The sequence below is a fragment of the Azorhizobium doebereinerae UFLA1-100 genome, from assembly GCF_000473085.1.
Classification (GTDB): Bacteria; Pseudomonadota; Alphaproteobacteria; order Rhizobiales; family Xanthobacteraceae; genus Azorhizobium; species Azorhizobium doebereinerae.
Window position 1 is genome coordinate 33,639 of the sequence record NZ_AXBA01000032.1, and the last position, 21,254, is coordinate 54,892.

Below are 21,254 nucleotides of genomic sequence, written 5' to 3' on the forward strand. Positions count from 1 at the left end.
GGCACGCGCGGGCAGGCCGCGCCGTCAGCCGGAGTTAGACCTCCAATGGCAAAGGAAATGTCGCCGCGCGGCCGCGCCGCACCGGCATGGTGAATCGGGCGTGAATTGGGAGGGAGCCGGGTGCCGTCAGGCGGCTCGGCCCGGCGCGCCCGCCGCCGCCAGCGCGCCGGTGTGCTTTTCGAGGATGAGTTCCACCGCCTGGGCCAGGGCCGGGTTGCGGTCGAGCAGATGCTCCATGGCGCCGACCGGCACCAGCAGCAGCCGCACCTCGCTGTCGGCGATCACCTGCACCTTCGACGCCGTGCCGCGGAACACGTCGCGGGTGGCGTAGAGATCGCCCGCCGCGAGGCGCTCCAGCACCGGGGCGTCGGCGAGCGGCAGCACCACCCGCGCCTCGCCCGCCAGCAGCACGAGGAAGTCGAGCGCGCTGACGCCGTGGCGGAGAATCGTCTCGCCCGGCGCGAAGGTCTGCATCCGGGAGGCGGCCGCCAGGTCCAGCAGGTCCGCCGCGCCGAGGCCGAACGTGCCGCCTGCGGCCAGGGCCGCGGCCCGCAGCTCCGGTGTATCCGCGCCATAGAGCATGGCCGCGTCCTGGTCCGGCCCGCCGATGGGCAGGCCGTGCCGCTGGCCCACGTACCACAGGCGGTGCAGGAACACGTCCCGCGCCGCGGACACCTGGGTGGCGTCGGCCACCAGGAAGCTCACCTCATAATGCATCCCGTCCGCCCCCACCGCGCCGATGCGGCAGGACAGGCGCTGCGGCTCCATGAGCTGCGGCACGTCGAGCGCAGCCTCCCGCAAGGCCTGCTTGGCCGCGTCGGGCGTCGTGGTCAGCGGCAGGATGACCTCGGCCTTGACCCACACCGGCTGGCGCGCGCGGATGATGCGCATCACCTCGCCGGACATGGTGGCGCTGGGGATGACCACCCTCTGCCCGGCCAGCGTCTCCACGGTGATCGCCCGCCAGTCGATCTGCACCACCCTGGCCGGCGCGCCGTCGATGGTCAGCCAGTCGCCCAGGTTGAAGTGGCGGCCGGAGAAGACGATGACGCCCGCCACCAGCCCGCCGATGACGTTTTGCAGCGCAAGGCCCAGCACCACGGAGCCGATGCCCAGCGCGCCCAGCAGGCTGCCGAGGTCCACGTCCCAGATGGTGGAGACGATGATCGCCGCGCCCACCGCCACGATGGCCGACGAGGCCAGTTCGTAGAACAGGCGCGGCGCCGGCAGCCGGCCCACCGTCTCGCTGAAGGCGATCAGCAGGCTCTGGAGGATGGTGAAGACGGCATGGAGCAGCAGGATGCCCACCACCGTGTCCACCACCTTCACGGTGAGCCCGTCGGTGGGCAGGTGCAGCAGTTCGTGGACGATGATCCACAGCACGCCCGCCGGCAGAACGATGACCTGGAGCGCCCGCAGCGGCCGGCGCAGCGGCGAGGACGGCAGCGCGAAGCGCCGCGACAGCTCGATCAGCACCACCGTCAGCAGCGGGAAGCCGAGGACGATCAGCAGGGTCCAGCGCAGTTCCTGTTGGTTGATGGCCTGCAGCATGCGCGCCTCACCCGGCTGCGCCGGCCGCGCCGCCGGCGGGCCGCTGCCACGTTTCCACCGGCGTATCGTCGAACAGGGCGATGTCCGGCATGCGCGCGAAGCCCTCGCGGCTGCCCAGTTGGGGCAGCACGGCGGCGGTCACGCGCAAGGTGCCGGGCTCCGCCTCGAACACGATGCGCCGGGCCTGGAGCATGGTCAGGCCCCACACGTCGTAGAGCATGCGGTGCCGCCCCACGATGCCGATTTCCACGTCGCCCAGCGCGATGCCGGCCCGCACGTCCAGCGGCACGCCATAGAGGCGCGACAGGCGCTCCAGCCCCACGCTGACCTGGGCCACGAAGGCCAGGCTGCGCTGTGCCGCATCCAGCCGCGGCGCGGACAGGCCGCAGGCGGCGATATAGGTCTCGCCGATGGTGCGGATCTTCTCCAGCCCGCTGGCGGCGCAGACCTCGTCGATGTCGCTCACCACGGCATTGACCCGCTCCAGCGTCTCGCCCGCCGCGCCGCGCACCAGCCCCTCGAAGCCGTCGATGATGAGCACCACGACGCACACGTTGCGCACCCGCTCGGAGAAGGCGTTCTCGCCCAGCCGCACCCGGTCGGCGATCAGGTCCGGATAGAAATTGCGCAGGAGCTGCTCGTACTCCACGGTCTTCTGCTCGATGCGGGCGGAGCGCTCGGCGATCTCGTTGGCCATGGCGTTGAACGCCTTGGCGAGGTCGGTGAACTCGTCGCGGCCCTTGACCGCGATCCGCACGCTCTCGTCGCCCCCGGCCAGCGTGTTGACCCCCTTGAGCACCGCATGGATCGGGCGGGTGAAGGCGCTGGCCAGCACCACCGAGACCATGGTGAGCAGCACCGCCGCCAGCGCCGCCACCACCAGGATCGAATGCCTGAGGTCCTGCACCGGCGCCAGCGCCTCGGCCTCGTCCTGCTGGGCGATGACGATCCAGTGCAGGCCCTGCACGGTCACCGGCCCCCAGGAGCTCAAGGTGGAGACGCCCCGGTAGTCGGCGACGATCCGGGTGTCGGACTGGCCTCTCTGCCCGTCGCGCGAGGCCTCCGTATTCACCCTCTGCGCCATGATGGGCGAATTGAAATGCTTGATGCGCGCGATCGTCTCCGGCTCGACGCCGGTGGCCGCCAGCGCCTTGTAATAGGCCTCCGGCGTCTGGATCAGGAAGCGCGAGGGCGAGCGCATCAGCAGGTCGCTCACCCCCACCAGATAGACCTCGCCGGTCTTGCCGAGCCCGGCCTCGACCCAGTGCCGGTCGTTGGTCATCAAAGCGTCGATCTGCTTCACCGACAGCACCCCGATCAGCACGCCGACGAGGTTGCCGTCGGCGAAGACCGGCGCGCCGATGAAGGCCGACGGCCGCAGCCCGGCGGGCACATAAGGCGTGAAGTCCTCCAGCACCGTGCGTCCCGGCACGCCGCCGCCTTCGATGATGCGCTGGAACACCCGGGCGGGACCGGAGGTGGAGAGCGGGCCGGCTGTCAGGCTGGCGCCGAGATCGGTGCGCTTGGCCACGGTGTAGACGATGGTCCCGGTCTTGGCGTCCACCAGCAGGATGTCTTCCAGCGCGTGGGTTTCCACCGAGCGGCGGAAGAAGGGCTGGAAGCGGGCCACCGCCTCGTCATAGGCCGAGGCGGTGCCGTTCGGCCCGGAGGTGATGCCGCTCAGGGCGATGCCGCCGGTGCCTACCGGGTCGGGGTTGCGGGCGACATAGGCCGCCTGGAGGCGCAGCGCCGCCGGATTGGCGGGCAGGAAGCCGGCGGGCACCAGCGGCGCGTCCACCAGGCTGGCGAAGGTGGGCAGCACCTTGTCCTTGTAATAGGCCACGAGCGCCGGGTCGGCGGCCGCCGGAGCGCCCTGCCCCAGCGCGGCGAAGGCCTGCGAGAAGGCCACCACCCCGGCCTCGCTCGGCGTGTCCTGGGAAATGTCGCTGAAATCGTCCGAGACATCCTGGAACCAGCTCGCCACCTGCGCGGTCTTGGCGGACCGCAGCGTCGTGAGCTGCTCGAAGATGGTGGTCTTGAGCGTGTTGATCCCGCTTCGCGTCGCCACGTAGCTGGTGGCGATCAGGCAGCCGATCCCGCACAGAAGCAGCATCGCCAGAACCTTCGAGCGGATGGACAAGAACCCGAACATGAAGCCCCCCGGCACGTGCAGGGGCGATTGGTAGTAATTTTCCGCGGAATGTCCACGTGCGTCGCGACGGATTCCGCACCCACTGGCCCTTCCAGTTGCGAATGCCTACGTTCCGCCCATGATGTCCCGCCCCCCGCTCGACCAGCCCGACGTTACGGAAGACGCAGACCTTGCCGAGGCCGAAGACGAAGCCACCCTCGTCCTGACCGACGAGGCCGAGGAGGGCGTGCCCGCCGACGGCCCGCTGGCCACCGGCCGCGCCGTCATCGCCCGCGCGGCCAAGCACGCGCCGAACGGGCCCGGCGTCTACCGCATGCTGGCGACCGACGGCACGGTGCTCTACGTCGGCAAGGCCAAGAGCATCAAGAAGCGCATCCTCAGCTACACGCGGCTGATCGGGCACACCAACCGCATCGCCCGGATGATCGCGGCCACCGCCGGCATGGAGTTCGTCTCCACCGGCACGGAGCCCGAGGCGCTGCTGCTGGAGGCCAACCTCATCAAGCAGCTGAAGCCGCGCTTCAACGTGCTGCTGCGCGACGACAAGTCGTTCCCCTACATCCTGATCACCGCCGACCACGACGCCCCGCAGATCCTCAAGCATCGCGGCGCGCGCTCGCGGCCGGGCGACTATTACGGCCCGTTCGCCAGCGTCTGGGCGGTGGACCGCACCATCAACGCGCTCCAGCGCGCCTTCCTGCTGCGCTCCTGCTCGGACAGCTATTACGAGAACCGCACCCGCCCCTGCCTGCTCTACCAGATCAAGCGCTGCTCCGGCCCGTGCACGGGCGAGATCTCGCCGGCCGACTATGCCGAGCTGGTGCGCGAGGCGCGCGCCTTCCTCGCCGGGCGCTCGCGCGCCATCAAGGAGGAACTGGCCAAGGAGATGGAGGCCGCCGCCGAGGAGCTGGAGTTCGAGCGCGCCGCCAAGCTGCGCGACCGCCTCGCCGCGCTCTCCGCCGTGCAGGGCAGCCAGGGCATCAACCCGCGCTCGGTGGAGGAGGCGGACGTGTTCGCCTGCCACCAGCAGGGCGGGGCCACCTGCATCGAGGTGTTCTTCTTCCGCACCGGCCAGAACTGGGGCAACCGCGCCTATTATCCGCGCGCCGACCGCTCGCTGGACGAGAAGGACGTGCTCGGCCCGTTCCTGTCGCAATTCTACGAGGACAAGCCCTGCCCGCGCCTCATCCTCTTGAGCCACGCGGTGGAGGAGCAGGACCTCATCGCCGAGGCGCTGTCGCAGAAGGCCGGCTACAAGGTGGAGATCGCCGCCCCCAAGCGCGGCGAGAAGCGCGACCTCGTGGACCACGCGCTCCAGAACGCCCGCGAGGCGCTCGGCCGCAAGCTGGCCGAGACCGCGACCCAGACCAAGCTGCTGGAGGGCCTTGCCCAGGCCTTCCACCTGCCGCGCCCGCCCCGGCGCATCGAGGTCTATGACAACTCCCACATCATGGGCACCAATGCGGTGGGCGGCATGATCGTGGCCGGGCCGGAAGGCTTCCGCAAAAGCCAGTATCGCAAGTTCAACATCAAGTCGGCCGACCTCGTGCCCGGCGACGATTACGGCATGATGCGCGAGGTGCTGCGGCGCCGCTTCTCCCGCCTGCTGCGCGAGGCACCCCGCGCCGCGCCGGAGGCGGCCGCGCTCCCGGACGCTGCCGCGGACGACGCAGCCATCGTGCCGCCCGTCCCGGCCGCCGCCCCGGACACCGCAGCCGCCGCGCCGCCCGCCATGGCGGAGGCCGACTGGCGCCGGCGGGGCGAGCCGGGCGAGGTGCCGGTGGACCCCACCGCCGCCCCGCCGGCGCTCGACGATGCGCCGGAGGCACCCGACGACGACGCCTCGCCCTGGCCGGACCTTGTGCTGATCGACGGCGGCCTCGGCCAGCTCAACGCGGCGCGGGTGGTGATGGAGGAACTGGCCATCACCGACGTGCCCCTGGTCGGCATCGCCAAGGGCCTCGACCGCGAAGCCGGGCGCGAGCAGTTCTTCCTGCCCGGCAAGCCGCCGTTCCGCATGGAGCCGCGCGACCCGGTGCTCTATTTCATCCAGCGGCTGCGCGACGAGGCCCACCGCTTCGCCATCGGCTCGCACCGCGCCCGGCGCAAGAAGGACATCTCCGACGCCGGCCTCCAGGCCATCCCGGGCATCGGGCCGACCAAGAAGCGCGCGCTGCTGCGGCACTTCGGTACCCTCAAGGCGATCGAGCGGGCTTCGCTGGCCGATCTTGAGCAGGTTCCGGGCGTAAATGCCTCGACGGCACGGGCCATCTACGAGTATTTCCATGATCGCATCGGCACGTGAGGCGGCCTCGACCTCGCCCGCTTTCACGCGCATGGTGACGCATCCGGACGTGGCAACTGGCATGGCACGCCCATCTGGCAACGCGACCTGACACCCCAATCCGGAATTGAGCCGAGCAGGCATGGCCGACGCAGCGACCCGCCCCACCCCACCCGCACCGGCGCGGAACCTCGCATTCTCGCTGCCGAACATCCTCACCTATTCGCGCTGCGCGGCGGTGCCGCTGGTGGCCGCCTGCCTGTTCTGGTCGGACATCCTGCACGGCGGCGTCTCGCTGCGCTGGGTGGCGCTCGGCCTGTTCATCGCCGCGGCGGTGACCGACTTCTTCGACGGCTATCTGGCGCGGGCGTGGTCGCAGCAATCGGCCATCGGCCGCATGCTGGACCCCATCGCCGACAAGCTGCTGGTCTCCACCTCGCTGCTCATGCTGGCCTCCGACGGCACCATCCGGGGCTGGTCGATCTGGGCGGCGGCGGTGATCCTGTGCCGCGAGATCCTGGTCTCCGGCCTGCGCGAATTCCTCGCCGAGCTGCGCGTCAGCGTGCCGGTGTCGCGGCTCGCCAAATGGAAGACCACGCTCCAGCTCATCGCCGTGGGCTTCCTCCTGGCGGGCGAGGCCGGCGACCGGCTGGTGCCGGGCGTCACCCTGTCCGGCCTGACCCTTTTGTGGATCTCGGCGGTGCTGACGCTCTACACCGGCTATGATTATTTCCGCGCCGGCGGCCGGCACCTGGTGGCGGGAGACCGCCCGTGAAGGTGCTGTATTTCGCCTGGCTGCGCGAGCGCGTCGGCCTCACCGAGGAAGAGGTGGACCCGCCCGCCGACGTGCACACGGTGGCCGACCTCGCCCGCTGGCTTCAGGCGCGGGGCGGCGGGCATGCCCATGCGTTCGAGAATCCCGCCGTGGTCCGCGCCGCGCTGGACCGCAGGCACGTGAAGCCCGACGCCCCGCTCGCCGGCGCCCGCGAGGTGGCCTTCTTCCCGCCCATGACCGGAGGCTGAGCCATGGCCGACGGCCCGCCCGCATCCGACGCCTTCTCGGTCCGCGTCCAGGCGGACGCCTTCGATGCCACCCGCGAGGCCGCCACGCTGGCGCACGGGCGCACCGACGTGGGCGCGGTCGTGACCTTCACCGGCCTCTGCCGCGCCGACGAGACCGCCGACGGGCCGCTGACGGCGCTGCATCTGGAACATTATCCCGGCATGGCCGAGGCGGAGATGGGCCGCATCCTCGACGAGGCCCGCGCCCGCTGGCCGCTGCAAGGCGCGCGGATCGTCCACCGCCACGGCCGCATCGTGCCGGGCGAGGGAATCGTGCTGGTGGTCACCGCCTCGCCCCATCGCGGCGCGGCGTTCGCGGCAGCGGAATTCCTGATGGACTGGCTGAAGACCAGCGCCCCCTTCTGGAAGAAGGAGGAGCGCCCCGGCGCGCCGGACGACGGCGCCTGGGTGGAGGCGAAGGCCACCGACGACGATGCCGCCGAGCGCTGGGGCGCGGGCGCGGCCTGAACCCGCCGCCGCTTCAGGCAGCCGTGATCCAGCGGCCGTGATCCAAAAGCAAAGGGCCGCCCCGAGGAAATCCCCGGGGCGGCCCTTGTCATTTCCCGTGTCCGGCAACAGCCGGAGCGATCAGGCGGCCACCTGCTTGGGGCGGCTCTCCGCCGTATAGGCGTCCATCAGCTGATGGGTGATGCCCGACGGCGTGAACTTCCACTGGGCGATCTCGCCCACCGGCGTCACCTCGGCGGCGGTGCCGGTGATGAAGCATTCGGTGAAGTCCGAAAGCTCTTCCGGCTTGATGTGCCGCTCCACCACTTCGAGGCCGTGCCGCTTGGCCAGCTCGATCACCGTGCGGCGGGTGATGCCGTCCAGGAAGCAGTCGGGCTTGGGCGTGTGGATGACGCCGTCCTTCACGAAGAAGATGTTGGCGCCGGTGCACTCGGCCACGAAGCCGCGATAATCCAGCATCATCGCGTCGGCATAGCCGCGGCGCTCCGCCTTGTGCTTGGAGATGGTGCAGATCATGTAGAGGCCCGACGCCTTGGCCTTGCAGGGGATCGTCGCCGGATCGGGGCGGCGGAATTCCGCCAGATCCAGGCGCAGGCCCTTCTGGCGCTGCTCGGGGTCGAAATAGCTCGGCCATTCCCACACGCCGATGGCGAGGTGGATCTTGTTGTGCTGCGCGGAGACGCCCATCATCTCGCTGCCGCGCCACGCCACCGGGCGGACATAGGCATCGACGAGATTGTTCTTCTCCAACGTCAGGCGCTTGGCCGCATCGATCTCGGCGATCGAATAGGGAATGGTGAAGTCCAGCATCTCGGCGGAGAGGCGCAGGCGCTCGGAATGCTCCGAGGTCTTGAAGATCTCGCCGCCATAGGCGCGCTCGCCCTCGAACACACAGCTGGCATAATGCAGACCATGGGAGAGTACGTGCAGCTTGGCATCCTGCCACGGCACCAGCGCGCCGTCGTACCAGATCCAGCCGTCACGTTTGTCGAAAGGCTCTCCACTCATGATCTTCACTCCTGGTTGGGCACGTCTTCCAGGCGGCCCTTGCTCCCTTTGCGTCTCCGCTTTGCAGGGACGTAAGGTTATCGATATTTTCAACACCCAAGGATATGGGCTGAGCTCTCAGAAAGCGCAATGATCGAACACCCGAGGTCGCGTTCGAGACCGATCATTTCGTCGCTGACGCCCCGTGAGTAACGATCGGACCGAAAAAAGTCAACATGACTGACATAAATCACCTCATGGATCCGGCGCCCGCTCGCGCGGCGGGACCGGCGGCGACGCCCGCCCCGGACCAGACATTCGTCGAGCTCATCGAGCTTTTCTTCTTTGCTTACCGTGACTTCGTCGGCGACCCCGACGAAATCCTCACCCCCTTCGGCTTCGGCCGGGCGCACCATCGCGTCCTGCATTTCGTGAACCGCAACCCAGGCATGCGTGTGACGGAGCTCCTGGACATCCTGCGCATCACCAAGCAAAGCCTCGGCCGGGTGCTGCGAGAGCTGGTGGACGAGGGCTTCGTGGACAGCCGGGCGGGCGCCTCCGACCGGCGCCAGCGGCTGCTCTACCCCACCGCCAAGGGCGAGGCCCTGGCCCGCGATTTCGTCGCCATCCAGAGCCGGCGCATCGCCGGCGCGCTGTCCGAATGCGGCCCCGGCGCCGAGGAGGCGGCCCGCCGCTTTCTTGTCGCCATGATCGACCGGGAGGATCGCGCGGCGGTGGAACGGCTGGTCCAGCGGGCGCAGGCTGCCCGCGCTCCGTCCGCCTGAAGGATCGTCATGACAGAGACCGCTCCGCGTCCCGCGCCGCCCGTTCTGCCGGACGATGCCCCGCATCTTCTCGTGGTGGACGACGACAACCGCATCCGCACCCTGCTCTCGCGCTTCCTCAGCGAGCACGGCTATCGCGTCACCACCGCCGCCTCGGCGCTGGAAGCGCGCAGCAGCATGGTCGGGCTGGAGTTCGACCTGCTGGTGCTGGACGTGATGATGCCGGGGGAATCCGGCGTCGACTTCGCCCGCTGGCTGCGCACCACCTCCGCCGTGCCCATCCTCATGCTCACCGCCCGGTCCGAGACGGTGGACCGCATCACCGGGCTGGAGGCGGGCGTGGACGACTATGTGGCCAAGCCGTTCGAGCCGCGCGAACTGCTGCTGCGCATCGGCTCCATCCTCAAGCGTAGCGCAGCGCCGGTGCAGAAGGCGATCGAGGCCGTGCGTTTCGGCGACTTCACCTTCCATCTCGGGCGCGGCGAGCTGACCCGGCTGGGCGAGCCGGTGCGCATCACCGAGCGCGAGCGCGACATGCTGCGCGCGCTGGCCGAGCAGCCGGGCGAGACCGTGCCGCGCCTCGCGCTCGCCGGCGGCGGCGCGGCCAGCGAGCGGGCGGTGGACGTGCAGGTCAACCGCCTGCGCCGCAAGGTGGAGCGCGATCCGGCCAATCCCTCCTTCGTGCAGACCGTGCGCGGGCTCGGCTATCGGCTGGTGGTGACGCCGTGACCTTCATGGAAGCGAGCCGGGCGGGCCTGCGCAGCGTCGGGGATTTCCTGGCCGAGGCCAATGCCCGCATCGGCGCCTGGTTCAACCGCGTCACGCCCAAGGGCCTGTTCCCGCGCTCGCTGCTGATCATCGTGGTGCCGATGGTGATCCTCCAGTCGGTGGTCGCCTTCGTGTTCATGGAGCGCCACTACAACACCGTCACCCGGCGCCTCTCGGCGGCGGTGAGCCAGGACATCGCGGCGGTGGTGGACCTCTACGCCGCCTTCCCGCAGGAGAAGGACTTCGCCACCCTCCGGCGCATCGCCTGGCAGAGCCTGGAGCTGTCCATCGACCTGCTGCCGCCGGACCCGCTGCCCGCCCAGGGCCCGCGGCCCTTCTTCTCCATCCTCGACAGCGCCCTGTCGCGGGAGATCGGCCGGAAGCTGAAGCAGCCCTACTGGATCGACACGGTCGGCCGCTCGAACCTCATCGAGGTGCGGGTGAAGATGCCGGACACGGTGCTGCGCATCTTCGCCCGCCGCAGCGCCGCCTATGCCTCCAATTCCCACATCTTCCTGCTGTGGATGGTCGGCACCTCGCTGGTCCTGCTGGCGGTGGCCATCCTGTTCCTGCGCAACCAGATCCGCCCGATCGAGAACCTCGCCGACGCCGCCGAGGCCTTCGGCAAGGGCCGCGACGTGGAGAACTTCCGCCCGCGCGGGGCCCGCGAGGTGCGCCGCGCGGCGGTGGCCTTCCTGGAGATGAAGCGGCGCATCGAGCGCCAGATCGAGCAGCGCACCGCCATGCTGGCGGGCGTGTCGCACGACATGCGCACCATCCTCACCCGCTTCAAGCTGGAGCTGGCCTTCCTGCCCGAGGGGCCGGAGGTGGATGCCCTGCGCAAGGACGTGGATGAACTCCAGGGCATGCTGGAAGCCTATCTCGCCTTCGCCCGCGGCGACGGCGGCGAGCAGACCGCCCTCACCGACATGGCGCAATTGATCGAGGACCTGTGCGTCGGTGCCCAGCGCTCCGGCGCGGAGGCCAGCGCCAGCTTCATGGGCCCGCCCCTGGTGCAGGTGAAGGCCGATTCGCTGAAGCGCTGCATCGGCAATCTGGTGGGCAATGCGGTGCGCTACGCCCGGCGCCTGGAGATCACCGGCACCCGCGACGCGCGCTGGCTGGTGGTGACGGTGGACGACAACGGCCCCGGCATTCCCGAGGACAAGCGCGAGGACGTGTTCCGGCCGTTCCTGCGGCTCGACGACGCCCGCAACCAGGATGCCGGCGGCTCGGGCCTCGGCCTGTCCATCGCCCGCGACATCGCCCGCGCCCATGGCGGCGACGTCATCCTGGCGGACAGCCCGCTGGGCGGGCTCCGCGCCACCATCCGCCTGCCGGTCTGAATCCGCGGGCGCCGGCGGGTCCGGCGCGGCGTCGTTTCAAGCCCTCAAAACGGTGGACGCGACGGGACCGGACCGGCACTCTTGCGGCCGCCGCTCAGCACTCCGGCATGCTGCGGAACAACGGGCGACGCGGGGAACGGGGCGACATGCAGTCGATAGCCTTGGAGGAAGCGTTCGGTACGCTGCTGGTCGCCCCCTGGTTCCAGACCGTGGCGATCATCGGCATCATCTCCTTCTCCATCTCCGGCGTCATCATCGCCCATACGGAGCATTATTCGGTCTACGGCGCCTTCGTCCTCGCCGCGCTGCCGGCCATGGGCGGCGGCATCATGCGCGACGTGATCCTCAACCGCCCGCTGCCGGTGGCCGTCGCCAGCCCGCTGTACATGCTGCTGGTGATCGGGGTGGTGCTCGGCGGCTTCGTCCTGCTGCGGCTGGGAGAGCAACTGGCCGGGCGCTCGCTGCTGTTCTTCGATCTGGTGCACGTCTATGTGCGCCTGACCTCGCGCATCAAGGCGCGGGTGATGCTCCAGGTGACCGATGCCGTCGGCCTCGCCGCCTTCACCCTCACCGGCGTCAGCGTGGCCTTCAACTTCGCGCCGGAGCCCCTGCTGCTCTGGGGGCCGGTGTTCGCGGCCATGTCCGCGTCGGGCGGCGGCATCATCCGCGACATGATGCGGCCGGAGGCGAAGAACCCGCTGCTGAAAACTTCCTTCTACGCCGAGGTCGCGTTGATCTGGGGCTTTGCCGTCACCGCCCTGCTGCTGACGCTGCCGCCGGATTCCGACCCGGCCACCGTGCGCCACCTGCTGATCGGCGCCTTCTTCGGCGTCCTCGGCACGCGCATCGTCATCATCTATTACAAATGGACCTCGCCCCGGATGTGAGCCCCGCCACCCGGACGGCGATGGCCTTCAGAACAGGCGGGCGCCGTTCGGCACCTGCGCCCCCGGCGTCACCAGCACCACGGCGCCGTCCGCGTCGGGAAAGCCCAGGGTCAGCACTTCCGACAGGAAGGGGCCGATGCGGCGCGGCGGAAGGTTCACCACGCCCGCCACCTGCCGCCCCACCAGGTCCTCCAGCGCGTAATGCTCGGTGATCTGCGCCGAGGAGCGCTTGACGCCGATGTGCGGGCCGAAATCGATGGTGAGCTTGTAGGCGGCCTTGCGCGCCTCCGGAAACGCCTCGGCTTCCAGGATGGTGCCCACCCGCACGTCCACCTTCAGGAAGTCCTCGATCCCGATCTGGCCGCTCAGGACAGCCGACGCCATGGCCCATCTCCTTGGATTGAACGGCCGCCACTCAAGCGGCCGGGGCCGGCAGGGTCAAGCATCCGCGCGCGCCGGCTCCGCGTCCGGCCGCTCCGTCGCGGCGGCGCGGCGGCGGGTGCGGCCGGGGATGGCGATATAGGCGAGGTCGTCCATCATCCCCAGCAGCTTGCCGCCGTTGGCCAGCTCCCGGTCGAGAGCGGCCATGGTGCGCGACAGGCCGGGGTCCTCGTCGTCGAGCCAGATGGCGAGGATGCGGGCGAACAGCACCGCGAGCCCCCGGGCGCGCACCGCGCCGGCCAGCCCGGTGGACGGCACCCCAGCGGCCGCCAGCATCCAGGTCTGCGAGCGCGTGCCGAGATCGAGCAGCTTCAGCGCCAGCAGCGGATTGCGCCGGGCGGAGCGCGACAGCGACCGCACCGCCGCGCGATGCGGCTCCAGCGCATCCAGCCGGCGCATCAGCACCTCGAGCAGGCGCTCCTGCGGCGGCTCCTCGGTGATGTCCTCGCCGGCGGGACCTGCCGCCAGCACCTGACGGTCCGTGGCGCGCATGAAGGCGGCCAGCAGATCGCGCGTGGAGGCGCATTCCGCCCGCAGCTCGGACAGCGGCAGCCCGGCCCGTTCCGCCACGTCGGCGAGGTCGATCCGCTCGAACGGCATCTCCTCCAGGAGCTGGAGGAAGGCGCGGAGCGCGGCATCACGGCTGGTTTCCGAGGTCATGCATCCTCCCGCCGACGTCTGCTGACAGTCCTTCAGACGTAGGGGCGCCGCGGCGCCCCTACAAGTGCGGGAGGCCGCGCGCCTCAGCCGGCCAGTTCGCGCGAGCGGCGGTCGGCCTCGGCCACGGCCTTGGCCAGCAGCGGGCCGAAGCCGGTGGCCCCGTCCATCAGCACCGCCAAAGCGGCGGCGGTGGTGCCGCCGGGCGAGGTCACGTTCTGGCGCAGCGTGGCGGGGGCGATGCCGGACTGGGCCAGCAAGGCGCCCGAGCCGGACACGGTGGCCCGCGCCAGGCGGTCGGCGAGGTCGGCCGGCAGGCCGATGGCCGCGCCGGCCTGGGCCAGCGCCTCGGCGAGCAGGAAGACATAGGCCGGGCCGGAGCCGGACACGGCGGTGGCGGCGTCGATCAGCGCCTCGTCCTCCACCCATTCCACCGGGCCGACCGCGCCCAGCAGAGCGGCGGTCGCCTCGCGCGCGTCGGCGGAGACGCCGCCGTTGGCCACCGCGACCGTGATGCCCTGGCCAATGGCGGCCGGCGTGTTGGGAATGGTGCGCACCACGGCGGTGCCGCGCGGGAAGGCCTCCTGCAGGAAGCCCAGCGTCCGGCCGGCCATGATGGACACCACCACGGAATGCGGGCCGACGATGCCGCGCACGCTGGCGATGACCGCCGGCGCCACCTGCGGCTTGACCGCCAGGATCAGCACGGCGGCGGAGGGAATGGTGTCATAGGCGGGATTGGCGGAGACGCCCTTGGCCGCGAGCGCGGCGGCGGCATCGGCCGGAAGATTGGGATCGAGGACGACGAGGCGGGCGGGATCCACCCCCAGGGCGAGCCAGCCGTCGAGCAGCGCGCCGCCCATCTTGCCGGCGCCCACGAGGACCACGGGGCCGTCCAGCTTCTTCAACACATCCAGCGACATCGGCACACCTGCACGCAAGGGGAGGAGCCCTGCCCTGCGGCCGGGCTCCTCGCGAGGGAGTTCCGTTGTCTTAAGCTTCTCCGGCAGTCTCGAAAAGCGCGGAGTCCATCGCCTCCCGCGCCGTCTTGCCGGCCCAGACCACGAACTGGAACGCGGGATAGTAGCGATCCACCGCATCCATGGCCGCGTCGAGGATCGCCTCGCACTGCCGGTCGCTGGCGGTGGCGCCGCCGGCCAGCACGAGGGCGTGGCGGAACATGATGACGCCTTCCTGCGGCCAGATGTCGAAATGACCGAGCCACATCTGCTCATTGACCAGGGCCAGAAGCTTCAGCACCTCCCCGCGGCGGTTGTCGGGCACCTTGACGTCGAAAGCACAGGCCAGATGCAGCGCCTCGATCTCATCCATCCACTGGAAGGAGACGTGGCAGTCGGTCCAGCGATTGTTGAGGGAGAGCGTGATCTCGTCCTCGGCGGAACGCTCGAAGGACCAGTCGCGCAGGGCGGCGAGCTGTTCGACCAGATCGACGGGATTGGCCGACGATTCGGTTTCGATTTCGATCAGAGACATGCCTCGACCTCGCGGTTTGAGGGGCGCGGAGACGGTCGAACTCGGCACTCACGGCACTCAAAGCCAGCCCGGATCTTAAAGCCAGCCAATTTCGCGACGCAGCGTGCCGGCGGCTCCGCCGGCCAACGTGGACGGCGTGCCATGGCGAGGCTGCGCCCCGTCGCGCTACGCGCGACGATCCGGCTACGAATCGCCACTGGACCCACTATATCGCGGCGCGGCATCGCGCCGCTACGACAGATTGTATCGCCCGCCTGTCCCGGGCCTTGCGGCTCAGACCGGGCCGGGACCCGCGCCGGGGGTGCCGGTGAAGCCGGTGTCGCCGGCCGCATGGCCGGACAGCGCCGCCACCTTGGCCTCCAGCTCGGCGAGCCGGGCGGCGAGGCGCTCGTTCTCCAGGCGCGCGGCGGCGGCGAGGTCCTTGACCACGTCGAACTCCTCGCGCTTTACGAGGTCCATGTCGCGCAGGAAGCGCTCCATCTGGGCCTTCATGACCGTCTCCGCCTCGCGGCGCACGCCCTGCGCCACGCCCGCGGCGTCGTTCATGAAGCGGGACATTTCGTCGAACAGACGGCCCGTGGTCTGGGTCATGGTCGTCGGCCTCCGCGCCGGGTGTGAGATGACGTGCGCAATGCAACACGCCCGCGCAAATCACAATGGGCATCTTGTATGGCGCCCGCAAGGCCGGCTCCGGAGGCGCCGCGTCCCGCTCACGGCGCGGCGCGATTTCCTGGGGACGGACGGTCCGGCCGCCCGGCCCGCATTCCGGCTTGACGCGCCGCACGCCCCGGCGCACATGGCCCGCCGTGTTCCGCCCTCGGCGCCTTGCGTCTTAAAGGCGCATTCACGGCCGGCGTATTAGAACCTCGCGACCGTCCGCCGGCCGGGCCCGTCTTCCCGTCCCCCGGGCCGCCGCCCGCGTCCGGAGATCCGATGATCCAGTTCGCCTTGCCCTTCCCGGCCATCGATCCGGTGCTGTTCGCGGTGGGACCGTTCGCGGTGCGCTGGTACGCGCTCGCTTATATCGCCGGCCTGCTGATCGGCTGGCAGCTCGCCCGCGTCCTGGTGAGCCGCCCGGCGCTGTGGGGCGGCGTCTCGCCGATGAAGCCGCAGGACCTGGACGACGCGCTGTTCTGGGCCACCTTCGGCGTCATCCTCGGCGGGCGCACCGGCTACGTGCTGTTCTACAACCCCGCCTATTTCCTCCAGCACCCGGCCGAGATCTTCATGCTCTGGCACGGCGGCATGTCGTTCCACGGCGGCCTCGCCGGCACCATCCTGGCGCTGGTGCTGTTCGCCCGTGCCCGCCGCATCCCGGTGTTCTCGCTGCTGGACGTGGCCGGCGTCGTGGCCCCCGTCGGCCTGTTCTTCGGCCGCCTCGCCAATTTCATCAACGGCGAGCTGTGGGGCCGCCCCGCCGACGTGCCGTGGGCCGTGGTCTTCCCCACCGGCGGCGACATCCCGCGCCATCCCAGCCAGCTCTACGAGGCCGGCGTCGAGGGGCTGCTGCTGTTCATCGTCATGCTGGTGGCAGTGCGGCTCGGCGTGCTCCGGCGCCCGGCGCTGGCGGCGGGGATCTTCGGCATGGGCTACGGCTTCGGCCGCATCTTCGGCGAATTCTTCCGCGAGCCGGACCCGCAGCTGGGCTACCTGTTCCTCGGCACCACCATGGGCATGCTGCTGTCGCTGCCGCTGGTGCTGGCCGGCGCCGGCCTCGTCGTCTACGCCCTGCGCCGCCCCCGCCCGTGACCACGCCGCTCGCAGCCGAGATCAAGGCGCTGATCGCCACTGACGGGCCGATGCCGGTCGGGCGCTACATGGCGCTCTGCCTCGGCCATCCCCGGCACGGCTATTACATGACCCGCGATCCCCTGGGCGCGCGGGGCGATTTCACCACCGCGCCCGAGATCAGCCAGATGTTCGGCGAGCTGATCGGCCTGTGGGCGGTGGCCACCTGGCAGCAGATGGGCGCGCCCGCCGCCTTCCGCCTGGTCGAGCTCGGCCCCGGCCGCGGCACGCTGATGGCCGACGCGCTGCGCGCGGCGGGCCTCGTGCCGGCCTTCGGCGCCGCCGCCAGCCTGCATCTCGTCGAGATGAGCCCGGTGCTGCGGGCACGGCAGGCGGACACCCTCAAGGCCGTCGCGCCGCGGTGGCACGACCGGCTGGAGGACGTGCCGGACGGCCCCGCCATCGTCATCGCCAACGAATTCTTCGACGCCTTGCCCATCGACCAGTTCGTGCGCGGGCCGGACGGCTGGCACGAGCGCCGCGTGGGCCTCGACGGGGAAGGCCGCCTCGCCTTCGGCCTCGATCCGCGCCCCTTCCCGGCCCTGGCGGCGCTGGCCGCGCACTTTCCCCGCCCGCACGACGGGGCGGTGCTGGAACGGCTGGAGAGCGGCCCCGTTCATGCCCTGGCGGGGCGTCTCGCCGCGCAGGGTGGCGGGGCGCTGGTGATCGATTATGGTCATGCCCGGCACGGGTTCGGGGATACGCTCCAGGCCATGAAGGACCATCGCTTCGTCGATCCGCTGGCGGCGCCCGGCGAGGCCGACCTCACCGCGCACGTGGATTTCGCCGCGCTGGCGGACGCGGCCCGGGCGGTCGGGGCGCGGGCTTTCGGCCCGCTCACCCAGGGTGATTTCCTGAACCGGCTGGGGCTGGACGCCCGCGCCGCGCGGCTGACGCAGGCGGCGGATGCGGCACAGCGCACGGCCATCGCCGCCGCGCAGGCCCGCCTTGCCGGCAGCGGGGAGGGCCAGATGGGCGCCCTGTTCAAGGTTCTGGCGCTCGGCGGTCCGGGCCTCGGGCCGCCGCCGGGCTTCGCAGCGGAAGAGGAATGGACGGCATGAAGGTTGAGGCTTCCTCGCTTGCGGCGCTGCCGGGCATCCGCCACGCCTTCTTCACCCGGCGGGGCGGCGTCTCCACCGGGCTCTACGACAGCCTGAACGGCGGGCTGGGCTCGAAGGACGATCCCGCCAACGTGCTGGAGAACCGCGCCCGCATGGCCCGTGAGCTGGGGGCCGACCCGGGCAACGTGGTCGCCTGCTGGCAGGTGCATTCGGCCACCTGCGTGGCGCTGGAGACGCCGTGGACCCGCGAGACCGCCCCGCAGGCGGATGCCGTGGCCACCGCCGTTCCGGGCCTCGTGGCCACCATTACGGTGGCCGACTGCGGCCCGGTGCTGTTCGCCGATCCCGTGGCGCGGGTGGTGGCGGCGGCGCATTCCGGCTGGAAGGGCGCCTTCGGCGGCGTCATCGAGGCCACCGTCGCCCGCATGGAGAGCCTGGGCGCCCGCCGGGCGGACATCCGCGCCGCCATCGGCCCGCTCATCCGCCAGCCGAGCTACGAGGTGGGCGAGGACTTCATCGGCCGCTTCCTGGCGGAGGATCGTGGCTTCGCCCGCTTCTTCGCCCCGGCCGACCGGCCGCACCATGCGCTGTTCGACCTGCCGGGCTTCATCGCCCACCGGCTGCGGGACGCGGGCATCGACAGCGTGGAGGATCTCGGCCTCGACACCTATGCCGATCCGGCCCGCTTCTTCAGCTTCCGCCGCTCGACCCACCGCAACGAGCCGGATTATGGCCGGATGGTGGCGGCGATCGTGCTGGAATAGGCCCCGCAAAGCCTGTCCCGATCACAATTAACGATACCTTAACCGTTCTCCTAGACCTCAAGCCGGAAGCACGGTACCCCTTCTTCTTAACGAAGAGTGAACAGGGGCACCGGCATGACGGACGCGACGGGCTACGTGAGATGGGGCGCCATCCTGGGATGGGTTGCCCGTTTTGCGCTGCTCGGCACCGGGCTGGCCCTGGCGGGATGCCAGACGGACGGCACCGGCGTCGCCTCCAACGGCGGTTCCGCGAGCCGCGCCCTCGCCTTCGAATCCATCGACGGCCCGCCCAAGGACACGTTCGACCGGCTGGTCACCCGCCTCGCTACCGAGGCCGAGACCAAGCAGGTGGCGGTGGTCTCCCGCGCCCAGCCGGCCAATTATCGCATCCGCGGCTATCTCTCCGTGCATACGGAGAAGGGCAAGACCATGGTGGCCTATGCCTGGGACGTGTTCGACGCCGACAAGCAGCGCGTGGCCCGCATCACCGGCGAGGAAACCACCAAGTCGGTGAAGGGCGGCGCCTGGGCCGCCTGCGACGAGCAGATGCTGACCCGCATCGCCAACACCACCATCGCCAGCCTTTCGGAAACCCTCAGCGTGGGCGCGACGGGCGCTGCCGGCGCGACGGCGGCGGCCGCACCGGCCGGCCCGGCCGAGGTCTCGGCCCCGGTCGCCCAGCAGCCTGCCGACCCGGCGCCCGCCGCGGCCCCCGGCCCCGGCCCGCTGGACAATGGCGGCGTCCCGGTGGCGAGCGCCGCGCCCTTTGGCGCCGCGAGCGCGGACACCTCGGCGCTCGCATACGCGTCCCGCTGAATCTGCGGCTTTACAAGACGCGACGGGCACGCCTATCAGGACATCCGAGAAGACCTCTGGGCCCCGTCCCCGGCGGAGCGCCGAATACCCTATGAGAACGCATCTATGAAACTGGTCGCGGGAAACTCCAATCGCGCGCTCGCGGAGACGATCGCGGCCTATCTGGAAACGCCGCTGACCAAGGCGGTGGTGCGGCGCTTCGCCGACATGGAGATCTTCGTCGAGATCCAGGAGAATGTGCGCGGCGAGGACGTGTTCGTGGTGCAGTCCACCTCGTTCCCGACCAACGATCACCTCATGGAAGTGCTCATCATCATCGATGCGCTGCGCCGCGCCTCGGCCAAGCGCATTACCGCCGTGCTGCCCTATTTCGGCTACGCCCGGCAGGACCGCAAGCCCGGCCCGCGCACGCCCATCTCGGCCAAGCTGGTGGCCAACCTCATCACCCATGCCGGCGCCGACCGGGTGATGACGCTGGACCTGCACGCCGGCCAGATCCAGGGCTTCTTCGACATCCCGACCGACAATCTCTATTCGGCCCCGGTGATGGTGCGCGACATCAAGGAGCGGTTCGAGCTCAATAACACCATGGTGGTCTCCCCCGACGTCGGCGGCGTGGTGCGCGCCCGAGCGCTGGCCAAGCGCATCGACGCCCAGCTCGCCATCGTCGACAAGCGCCGCGAGCGCCCCGGCGAGAGCGAGGTGATGAACGTCATCGGCGACGTCTCCGGCCGCTCCTGCATCCTGGTGGACGACATCGTCGATTCCGGTGGCACGCTGGTGAATGCGGCGGACGCCCTTTTGGCGCGCGGCGCCAAGGAAGTGCACGCCTACATCACCCACGGCGTGCTGTCCGGCGGCGCGGTCGCCCGCATCACCGCCTCCAAGCTGAAGGAACTGGTGATCACCGATTCCATCCAGCCCACCGAGGCCGTGCGGGTCGCCCGCAACATCCGCGTGCTGCCCATCGCCACGCTGATCGGCGAAGCCATCGCGCGCACCGCGCACGAGGAATCGGTCTCCAGCCTGTTCGACTGAACCTGCCGCGACCTTGCGGTTTGCGAACGGCCGGCCCTTGAGGCCGGCCGTTTTCGTTCGGGGGCGCGGCGCCGTTCAGGCGGCGGGGTCCGGAGCCGGTTCCTCCGGCTCCACCTCGCCCTGCGACTGGAGATAGAGCATCACCAGCCAGCACAGCGCCGCCCAGCCGGCGCCCAGCGTCCAGCCGCCGAGCACGTCGGTCGGCCAATGGACGCCGAGATAGAGCCGGCTGGCCCCCACCAGCAATGTGAGCGCGATGGCGAGGCCGAACAGGAAGGCCTTCACCCGCCAGCGCGCCTGGGTGCGCGCCAGGATGGCGCCGAGGGTGAGGTAGACCACCGCCGACATCATGGAATGGCCGCTCGGGAAGCTGGCCGAATAGACATCCATGCCGTGCGGCACGAGCTCCGGCCGGGGGCGGGAATAGCCCCATTTCAGCAGCGACGACAGCACGGCTCCGCCGGCCACGGAGACCGCCAGCAGGATGGCGGTCTGGTGCTTGCGGACCATCAGCAGGAAGCAGAGCACGGCGAGCGTCATCAGCGTGAGGACGGTGGTGCCGCCCAGCGCGGTGAGGTCGCGCATGCTCTCCTCCAGCCAGCGCGGGCCGATGGGGTTGGAGAGATCGCCCGGCACCCGCAGGGCGAGCAGGATGCGCTCGTCGAGGCTGCGGGTGTCGCCCTCCATCACCTCGTCCGCCAGGGTGAGGAACAAATAGAAGGCGCCGGCGGTCAGCGCGAGCACGACCAGCGTGTCGCGCTCCATGCGGCTGACCCGGTTGAGCAGGTTCCCGACGCCGGGAATGCCGGAGAGAAGACGGTGGCAGTGGCTGAGGAAGGTCATGCGGCAAGCTCCGCATGGCCGCGCCCGAGCCGTCAACCCCGCTTTCGGCCGCCGACGGCAGG

The 21,254-nt window shown here is 70.5% G+C and carries 22 protein-coding genes; 13 read left to right on the top strand and 9 right to left on the bottom strand.

Annotation, left to right across the window (positions count from 1 at the left end):
• Positions 1 to 126: 126 nt before the first annotated feature.
• Positions 127 to 1,551, bottom strand: a complete 1,425-nt coding sequence (locus tag YU1_RS30410; RefSeq protein WP_035716098.1) for a mechanosensitive ion channel domain-containing protein — start codon at positions 1,549 to 1,551, stop codon at positions 127 to 129.
• Positions 1,552 to 1,558: 7 nt separating this feature from the next.
• A complete protein-coding gene (locus YU1_RS0120335) occupies positions 1,559 to 3,703 on the bottom strand; it encodes an adenylate/guanylate cyclase domain-containing protein (RefSeq protein WP_156922307.1) in 2,145 nt (714 codons plus the stop codon).
• 121 nt (positions 3,704 to 3,824) lie between these two features.
• On the opposite strand from YU1_RS0120335, the gene uvrC reads away from it, so the two are divergent.
• The 4 genes from uvrC to YU1_RS0120355 all read left to right on the top strand — a co-directional run bounded on the left by uvrC (position 3,825) and on the right by YU1_RS0120355 (position 7,517).
• Positions 3,825 to 6,008 (top strand): excinuclease ABC subunit UvrC, encoded by a 2,184-nt coding sequence (gene uvrC, locus YU1_RS0120340; RefSeq protein WP_425339170.1) that lies wholly within the window; start codon positions 3,825 to 3,827, stop codon positions 6,006 to 6,008.
• 121 nt (positions 6,009 to 6,129) lie between these two features.
• On the top strand, positions 6,130 to 6,762 hold the full coding sequence (gene pgsA, locus YU1_RS0120345) for a CDP-diacylglycerol--glycerol-3-phosphate 3-phosphatidyltransferase (RefSeq protein WP_029005652.1): 633 nt from the start codon (positions 6,130 to 6,132) through the stop codon (positions 6,760 to 6,762).
• On the top strand, positions 6,759 to 7,010 hold the full coding sequence (gene moaD / locus YU1_RS0120350; protein ID WP_029005653.1) for a molybdopterin converting factor subunit 1: 252 nt from the start codon (positions 6,759 to 6,761) through the stop codon (positions 7,008 to 7,010). The genes pgsA and moaD overlap by 4 nt, the downstream gene beginning before the upstream one ends.
• A 3-nt stretch (positions 7,011 to 7,013) precedes the next feature.
• Complete coding sequence (locus tag YU1_RS0120355) at positions 7,014 to 7,517, top strand: molybdenum cofactor biosynthesis protein MoaE (protein ID WP_029005654.1); 504 nt, start codon at positions 7,014 to 7,016, stop codon at positions 7,515 to 7,517.
• Positions 7,518 to 7,637: 120 nt separating this feature from the next.
• On the opposite strand, the gene YU1_RS0120360 is transcribed toward YU1_RS0120355, so the two are convergent.
• The gene (locus YU1_RS0120360) at positions 7,638 to 8,525 is read right to left on the bottom strand and encodes a branched-chain amino acid aminotransferase (RefSeq protein ID WP_029005655.1); all 888 of its coding nucleotides are present in this window, start codon (positions 8,523 to 8,525) and stop codon (positions 7,638 to 7,640) included.
• Positions 8,526 to 8,740: 215 nt separating this feature from the next.
• Between YU1_RS0120360 and YU1_RS0120365 the strand changes: the two genes are divergently transcribed.
• From YU1_RS0120365 to YU1_RS30415, 4 genes are all read left to right on the top strand, one after another.
• On the top strand, positions 8,741 to 9,289 hold the full coding sequence (locus tag YU1_RS0120365) for a MarR family winged helix-turn-helix transcriptional regulator (RefSeq protein WP_029005656.1): 549 nt from the start codon (positions 8,741 to 8,743) through the stop codon (positions 9,287 to 9,289).
• Between the two features lie 9 nt (positions 9,290 to 9,298).
• Positions 9,299 to 10,018 (top strand): response regulator, encoded by a 720-nt coding sequence (locus tag YU1_RS0120370; RefSeq protein ID WP_029005657.1) that lies wholly within the window; start codon positions 9,299 to 9,301, stop codon positions 10,016 to 10,018.
• Positions 10,015 to 11,403, top strand: coding sequence for an ATP-binding protein (locus YU1_RS0120375; protein ID WP_029005658.1), 1,389 nt, complete (start codon positions 10,015 to 10,017; stop codon positions 11,401 to 11,403). The genes YU1_RS0120370 and YU1_RS0120375 overlap by 4 nt, the downstream gene beginning before the upstream one ends.
• Before the next feature lie 146 nt (positions 11,404 to 11,549).
• Complete coding sequence (locus tag YU1_RS30415; protein ID WP_029005659.1) at positions 11,550 to 12,290, top strand: trimeric intracellular cation channel family protein; 741 nt, start codon at positions 11,550 to 11,552, stop codon at positions 12,288 to 12,290.
• 27 nt (positions 12,291 to 12,317) lie between these two features.
• Here YU1_RS30415 and YU1_RS0120385 read toward each other — a convergent pair whose 3' ends face one another.
• The 5 genes from YU1_RS0120385 to YU1_RS30425 form a co-directional block, all read right to left on the bottom strand.
• A complete protein-coding gene (locus YU1_RS0120385) occupies positions 12,318 to 12,674 on the bottom strand; it encodes a tRNA-binding protein (protein WP_029005660.1) in 357 nt (118 codons plus the stop codon).
• Positions 12,675 to 12,728: 54 nt separating this feature from the next.
• Positions 12,729 to 13,391 carry a TetR family transcriptional regulator gene (locus YU1_RS30420; protein WP_035716101.1) on the bottom strand — a complete coding sequence of 221 codons (663 nt, stop codon included), beginning with the start codon at positions 13,389 to 13,391 and terminating at the stop codon, positions 12,729 to 12,731.
• A gap of 83 nt (positions 13,392 to 13,474) precedes the next feature.
• Positions 13,475 to 14,311, bottom strand: a complete 837-nt coding sequence (gene proC / locus YU1_RS0120395) for a pyrroline-5-carboxylate reductase (protein ID WP_029005661.1) — start codon at positions 14,309 to 14,311, stop codon at positions 13,475 to 13,477.
• A gap of 70 nt (positions 14,312 to 14,381) precedes the next feature.
• Complete coding sequence (locus YU1_RS0120400; RefSeq protein WP_029005662.1) at positions 14,382 to 14,882, bottom strand: type III secretion system chaperone family protein; 501 nt, start codon at positions 14,880 to 14,882, stop codon at positions 14,382 to 14,384.
• 273 nt (positions 14,883 to 15,155) lie between these two features.
• Complete coding sequence (locus tag YU1_RS30425; RefSeq protein WP_051357074.1) at positions 15,156 to 15,473, bottom strand: accessory factor UbiK family protein; 318 nt, start codon at positions 15,471 to 15,473, stop codon at positions 15,156 to 15,158.
• A gap of 342 nt (positions 15,474 to 15,815) precedes the next feature.
• On the opposite strand from YU1_RS30425, the gene lgt reads away from it, so the two are divergent.
• The 5 genes from lgt (at position 15,816) to YU1_RS0120430 (ending at position 20,349) form a co-directional block, all read left to right on the top strand.
• On the top strand, positions 15,816 to 16,631 hold the full coding sequence (lgt, locus tag YU1_RS0120410; protein ID WP_029005663.1) for a prolipoprotein diacylglyceryl transferase: 816 nt from the start codon (positions 15,816 to 15,818) through the stop codon (positions 16,629 to 16,631).
• 50 nt (positions 16,632 to 16,681) lie between these two features.
• A complete protein-coding gene (locus YU1_RS0120415; protein WP_051357082.1) occupies positions 16,682 to 17,731 on the top strand; it encodes a class I SAM-dependent methyltransferase in 1,050 nt (349 codons plus the stop codon).
• Entirely contained in the window at positions 17,728 to 18,495 is a 768-nt protein-coding gene (gene pgeF / locus YU1_RS0120420; protein ID WP_029005665.1) for a peptidoglycan editing factor PgeF, read from the top strand. Before YU1_RS0120415 ends, pgeF begins: the two co-directional genes overlap by 4 nt.
• Positions 18,496 to 18,609: 114 nt before the next feature.
• Positions 18,610 to 19,311, top strand: a complete 702-nt coding sequence (locus YU1_RS30430) for a hypothetical protein (protein ID WP_051357075.1) — start codon at positions 18,610 to 18,612, stop codon at positions 19,309 to 19,311.
• Between the two features lie 105 nt (positions 19,312 to 19,416).
• A complete protein-coding gene (locus tag YU1_RS0120430; protein ID WP_029005666.1) occupies positions 19,417 to 20,349 on the top strand; it encodes a ribose-phosphate pyrophosphokinase in 933 nt (310 codons plus the stop codon).
• A gap of 75 nt (positions 20,350 to 20,424) precedes the next feature.
• On the opposite strand, the gene YU1_RS0120435 is transcribed toward YU1_RS0120430, so the two are convergent.
• Complete coding sequence (locus tag YU1_RS0120435; RefSeq protein WP_029005667.1) at positions 20,425 to 21,192, bottom strand: phosphatase PAP2 family protein; 768 nt, start codon at positions 21,190 to 21,192, stop codon at positions 20,425 to 20,427.
• Positions 21,193 to 21,254: the final 62 nt, after the last annotated feature.

Bases quoted from the DNA above. Each gene is read 5' to 3' on its own strand.
- YU1_RS30410 (WP_035716098.1), bottom strand. From the start codon at position 1,551: ATGCTGCAGGCCATCAACCAACAGGAACTGCGCTGGACCCTGCTGATC.
- YU1_RS0120335 (WP_156922307.1), bottom strand. From the start codon at position 3,703: ATGTTCGGGTTCTTGTCCATCCGCTCGAAGGTTCTGGCGATGCTGCTT.
- uvrC (WP_425339170.1), top strand. From the start codon at position 3,825: ATGTCCCGCCCCCCGCTCGACCAGCCCGACGTTACGGAAGACGCAGAC.
- pgsA (WP_029005652.1), top strand. From the start codon at position 6,130: ATGGCCGACGCAGCGACCCGCCCCACCCCACCCGCACCGGCGCGGAAC.
- YU1_RS0120355 (WP_029005654.1), top strand. From the start codon at position 7,014: ATGGCCGACGGCCCGCCCGCATCCGACGCCTTCTCGGTCCGCGTCCAG.
- YU1_RS0120360 (WP_029005655.1), bottom strand. From the start codon at position 8,525: ATGAGTGGAGAGCCTTTCGACAAACGTGACGGCTGGATCTGGTACGAC.
- YU1_RS0120365 (WP_029005656.1), top strand. From the start codon at position 8,741: ATGACTGACATAAATCACCTCATGGATCCGGCGCCCGCTCGCGCGGCG.
- YU1_RS0120370 (WP_029005657.1), top strand. From the start codon at position 9,299: ATGACAGAGACCGCTCCGCGTCCCGCGCCGCCCGTTCTGCCGGACGAT.
- YU1_RS30415 (WP_029005659.1), top strand. From the start codon at position 11,550: ATGCAGTCGATAGCCTTGGAGGAAGCGTTCGGTACGCTGCTGGTCGCC.
- YU1_RS0120385 (WP_029005660.1), bottom strand. From the start codon at position 12,674: ATGGCGTCGGCTGTCCTGAGCGGCCAGATCGGGATCGAGGACTTCCTG.
- YU1_RS30420 (WP_035716101.1), bottom strand. From the start codon at position 13,391: ATGACCTCGGAAACCAGCCGTGATGCCGCGCTCCGCGCCTTCCTCCAG.
- proC (WP_029005661.1), bottom strand. From the start codon at position 14,311: ATGTCGCTGGATGTGTTGAAGAAGCTGGACGGCCCCGTGGTCCTCGTG.
- YU1_RS0120400 (WP_029005662.1), bottom strand. From the start codon at position 14,882: ATGTCTCTGATCGAAATCGAAACCGAATCGTCGGCCAATCCCGTCGAT.
- YU1_RS30425 (WP_051357074.1), bottom strand. From the start codon at position 15,473: ATGACCCAGACCACGGGCCGTCTGTTCGACGAAATGTCCCGCTTCATG.
- lgt (WP_029005663.1), top strand. From the start codon at position 15,816: ATGATCCAGTTCGCCTTGCCCTTCCCGGCCATCGATCCGGTGCTGTTC.
- YU1_RS0120415 (WP_051357082.1), top strand. From the start codon at position 16,682: ATGCCGGTCGGGCGCTACATGGCGCTCTGCCTCGGCCATCCCCGGCAC.
- pgeF (WP_029005665.1), top strand. From the start codon at position 17,728: ATGAAGGTTGAGGCTTCCTCGCTTGCGGCGCTGCCGGGCATCCGCCAC.
- YU1_RS30430 (WP_051357075.1), top strand. From the start codon at position 18,610: ATGACGGACGCGACGGGCTACGTGAGATGGGGCGCCATCCTGGGATGG.
- YU1_RS0120430 (WP_029005666.1), top strand. From the start codon at position 19,417: ATGAAACTGGTCGCGGGAAACTCCAATCGCGCGCTCGCGGAGACGATC.
- YU1_RS0120435 (WP_029005667.1), bottom strand. From the start codon at position 21,192: ATGACCTTCCTCAGCCACTGCCACCGTCTTCTCTCCGGCATTCCCGGC.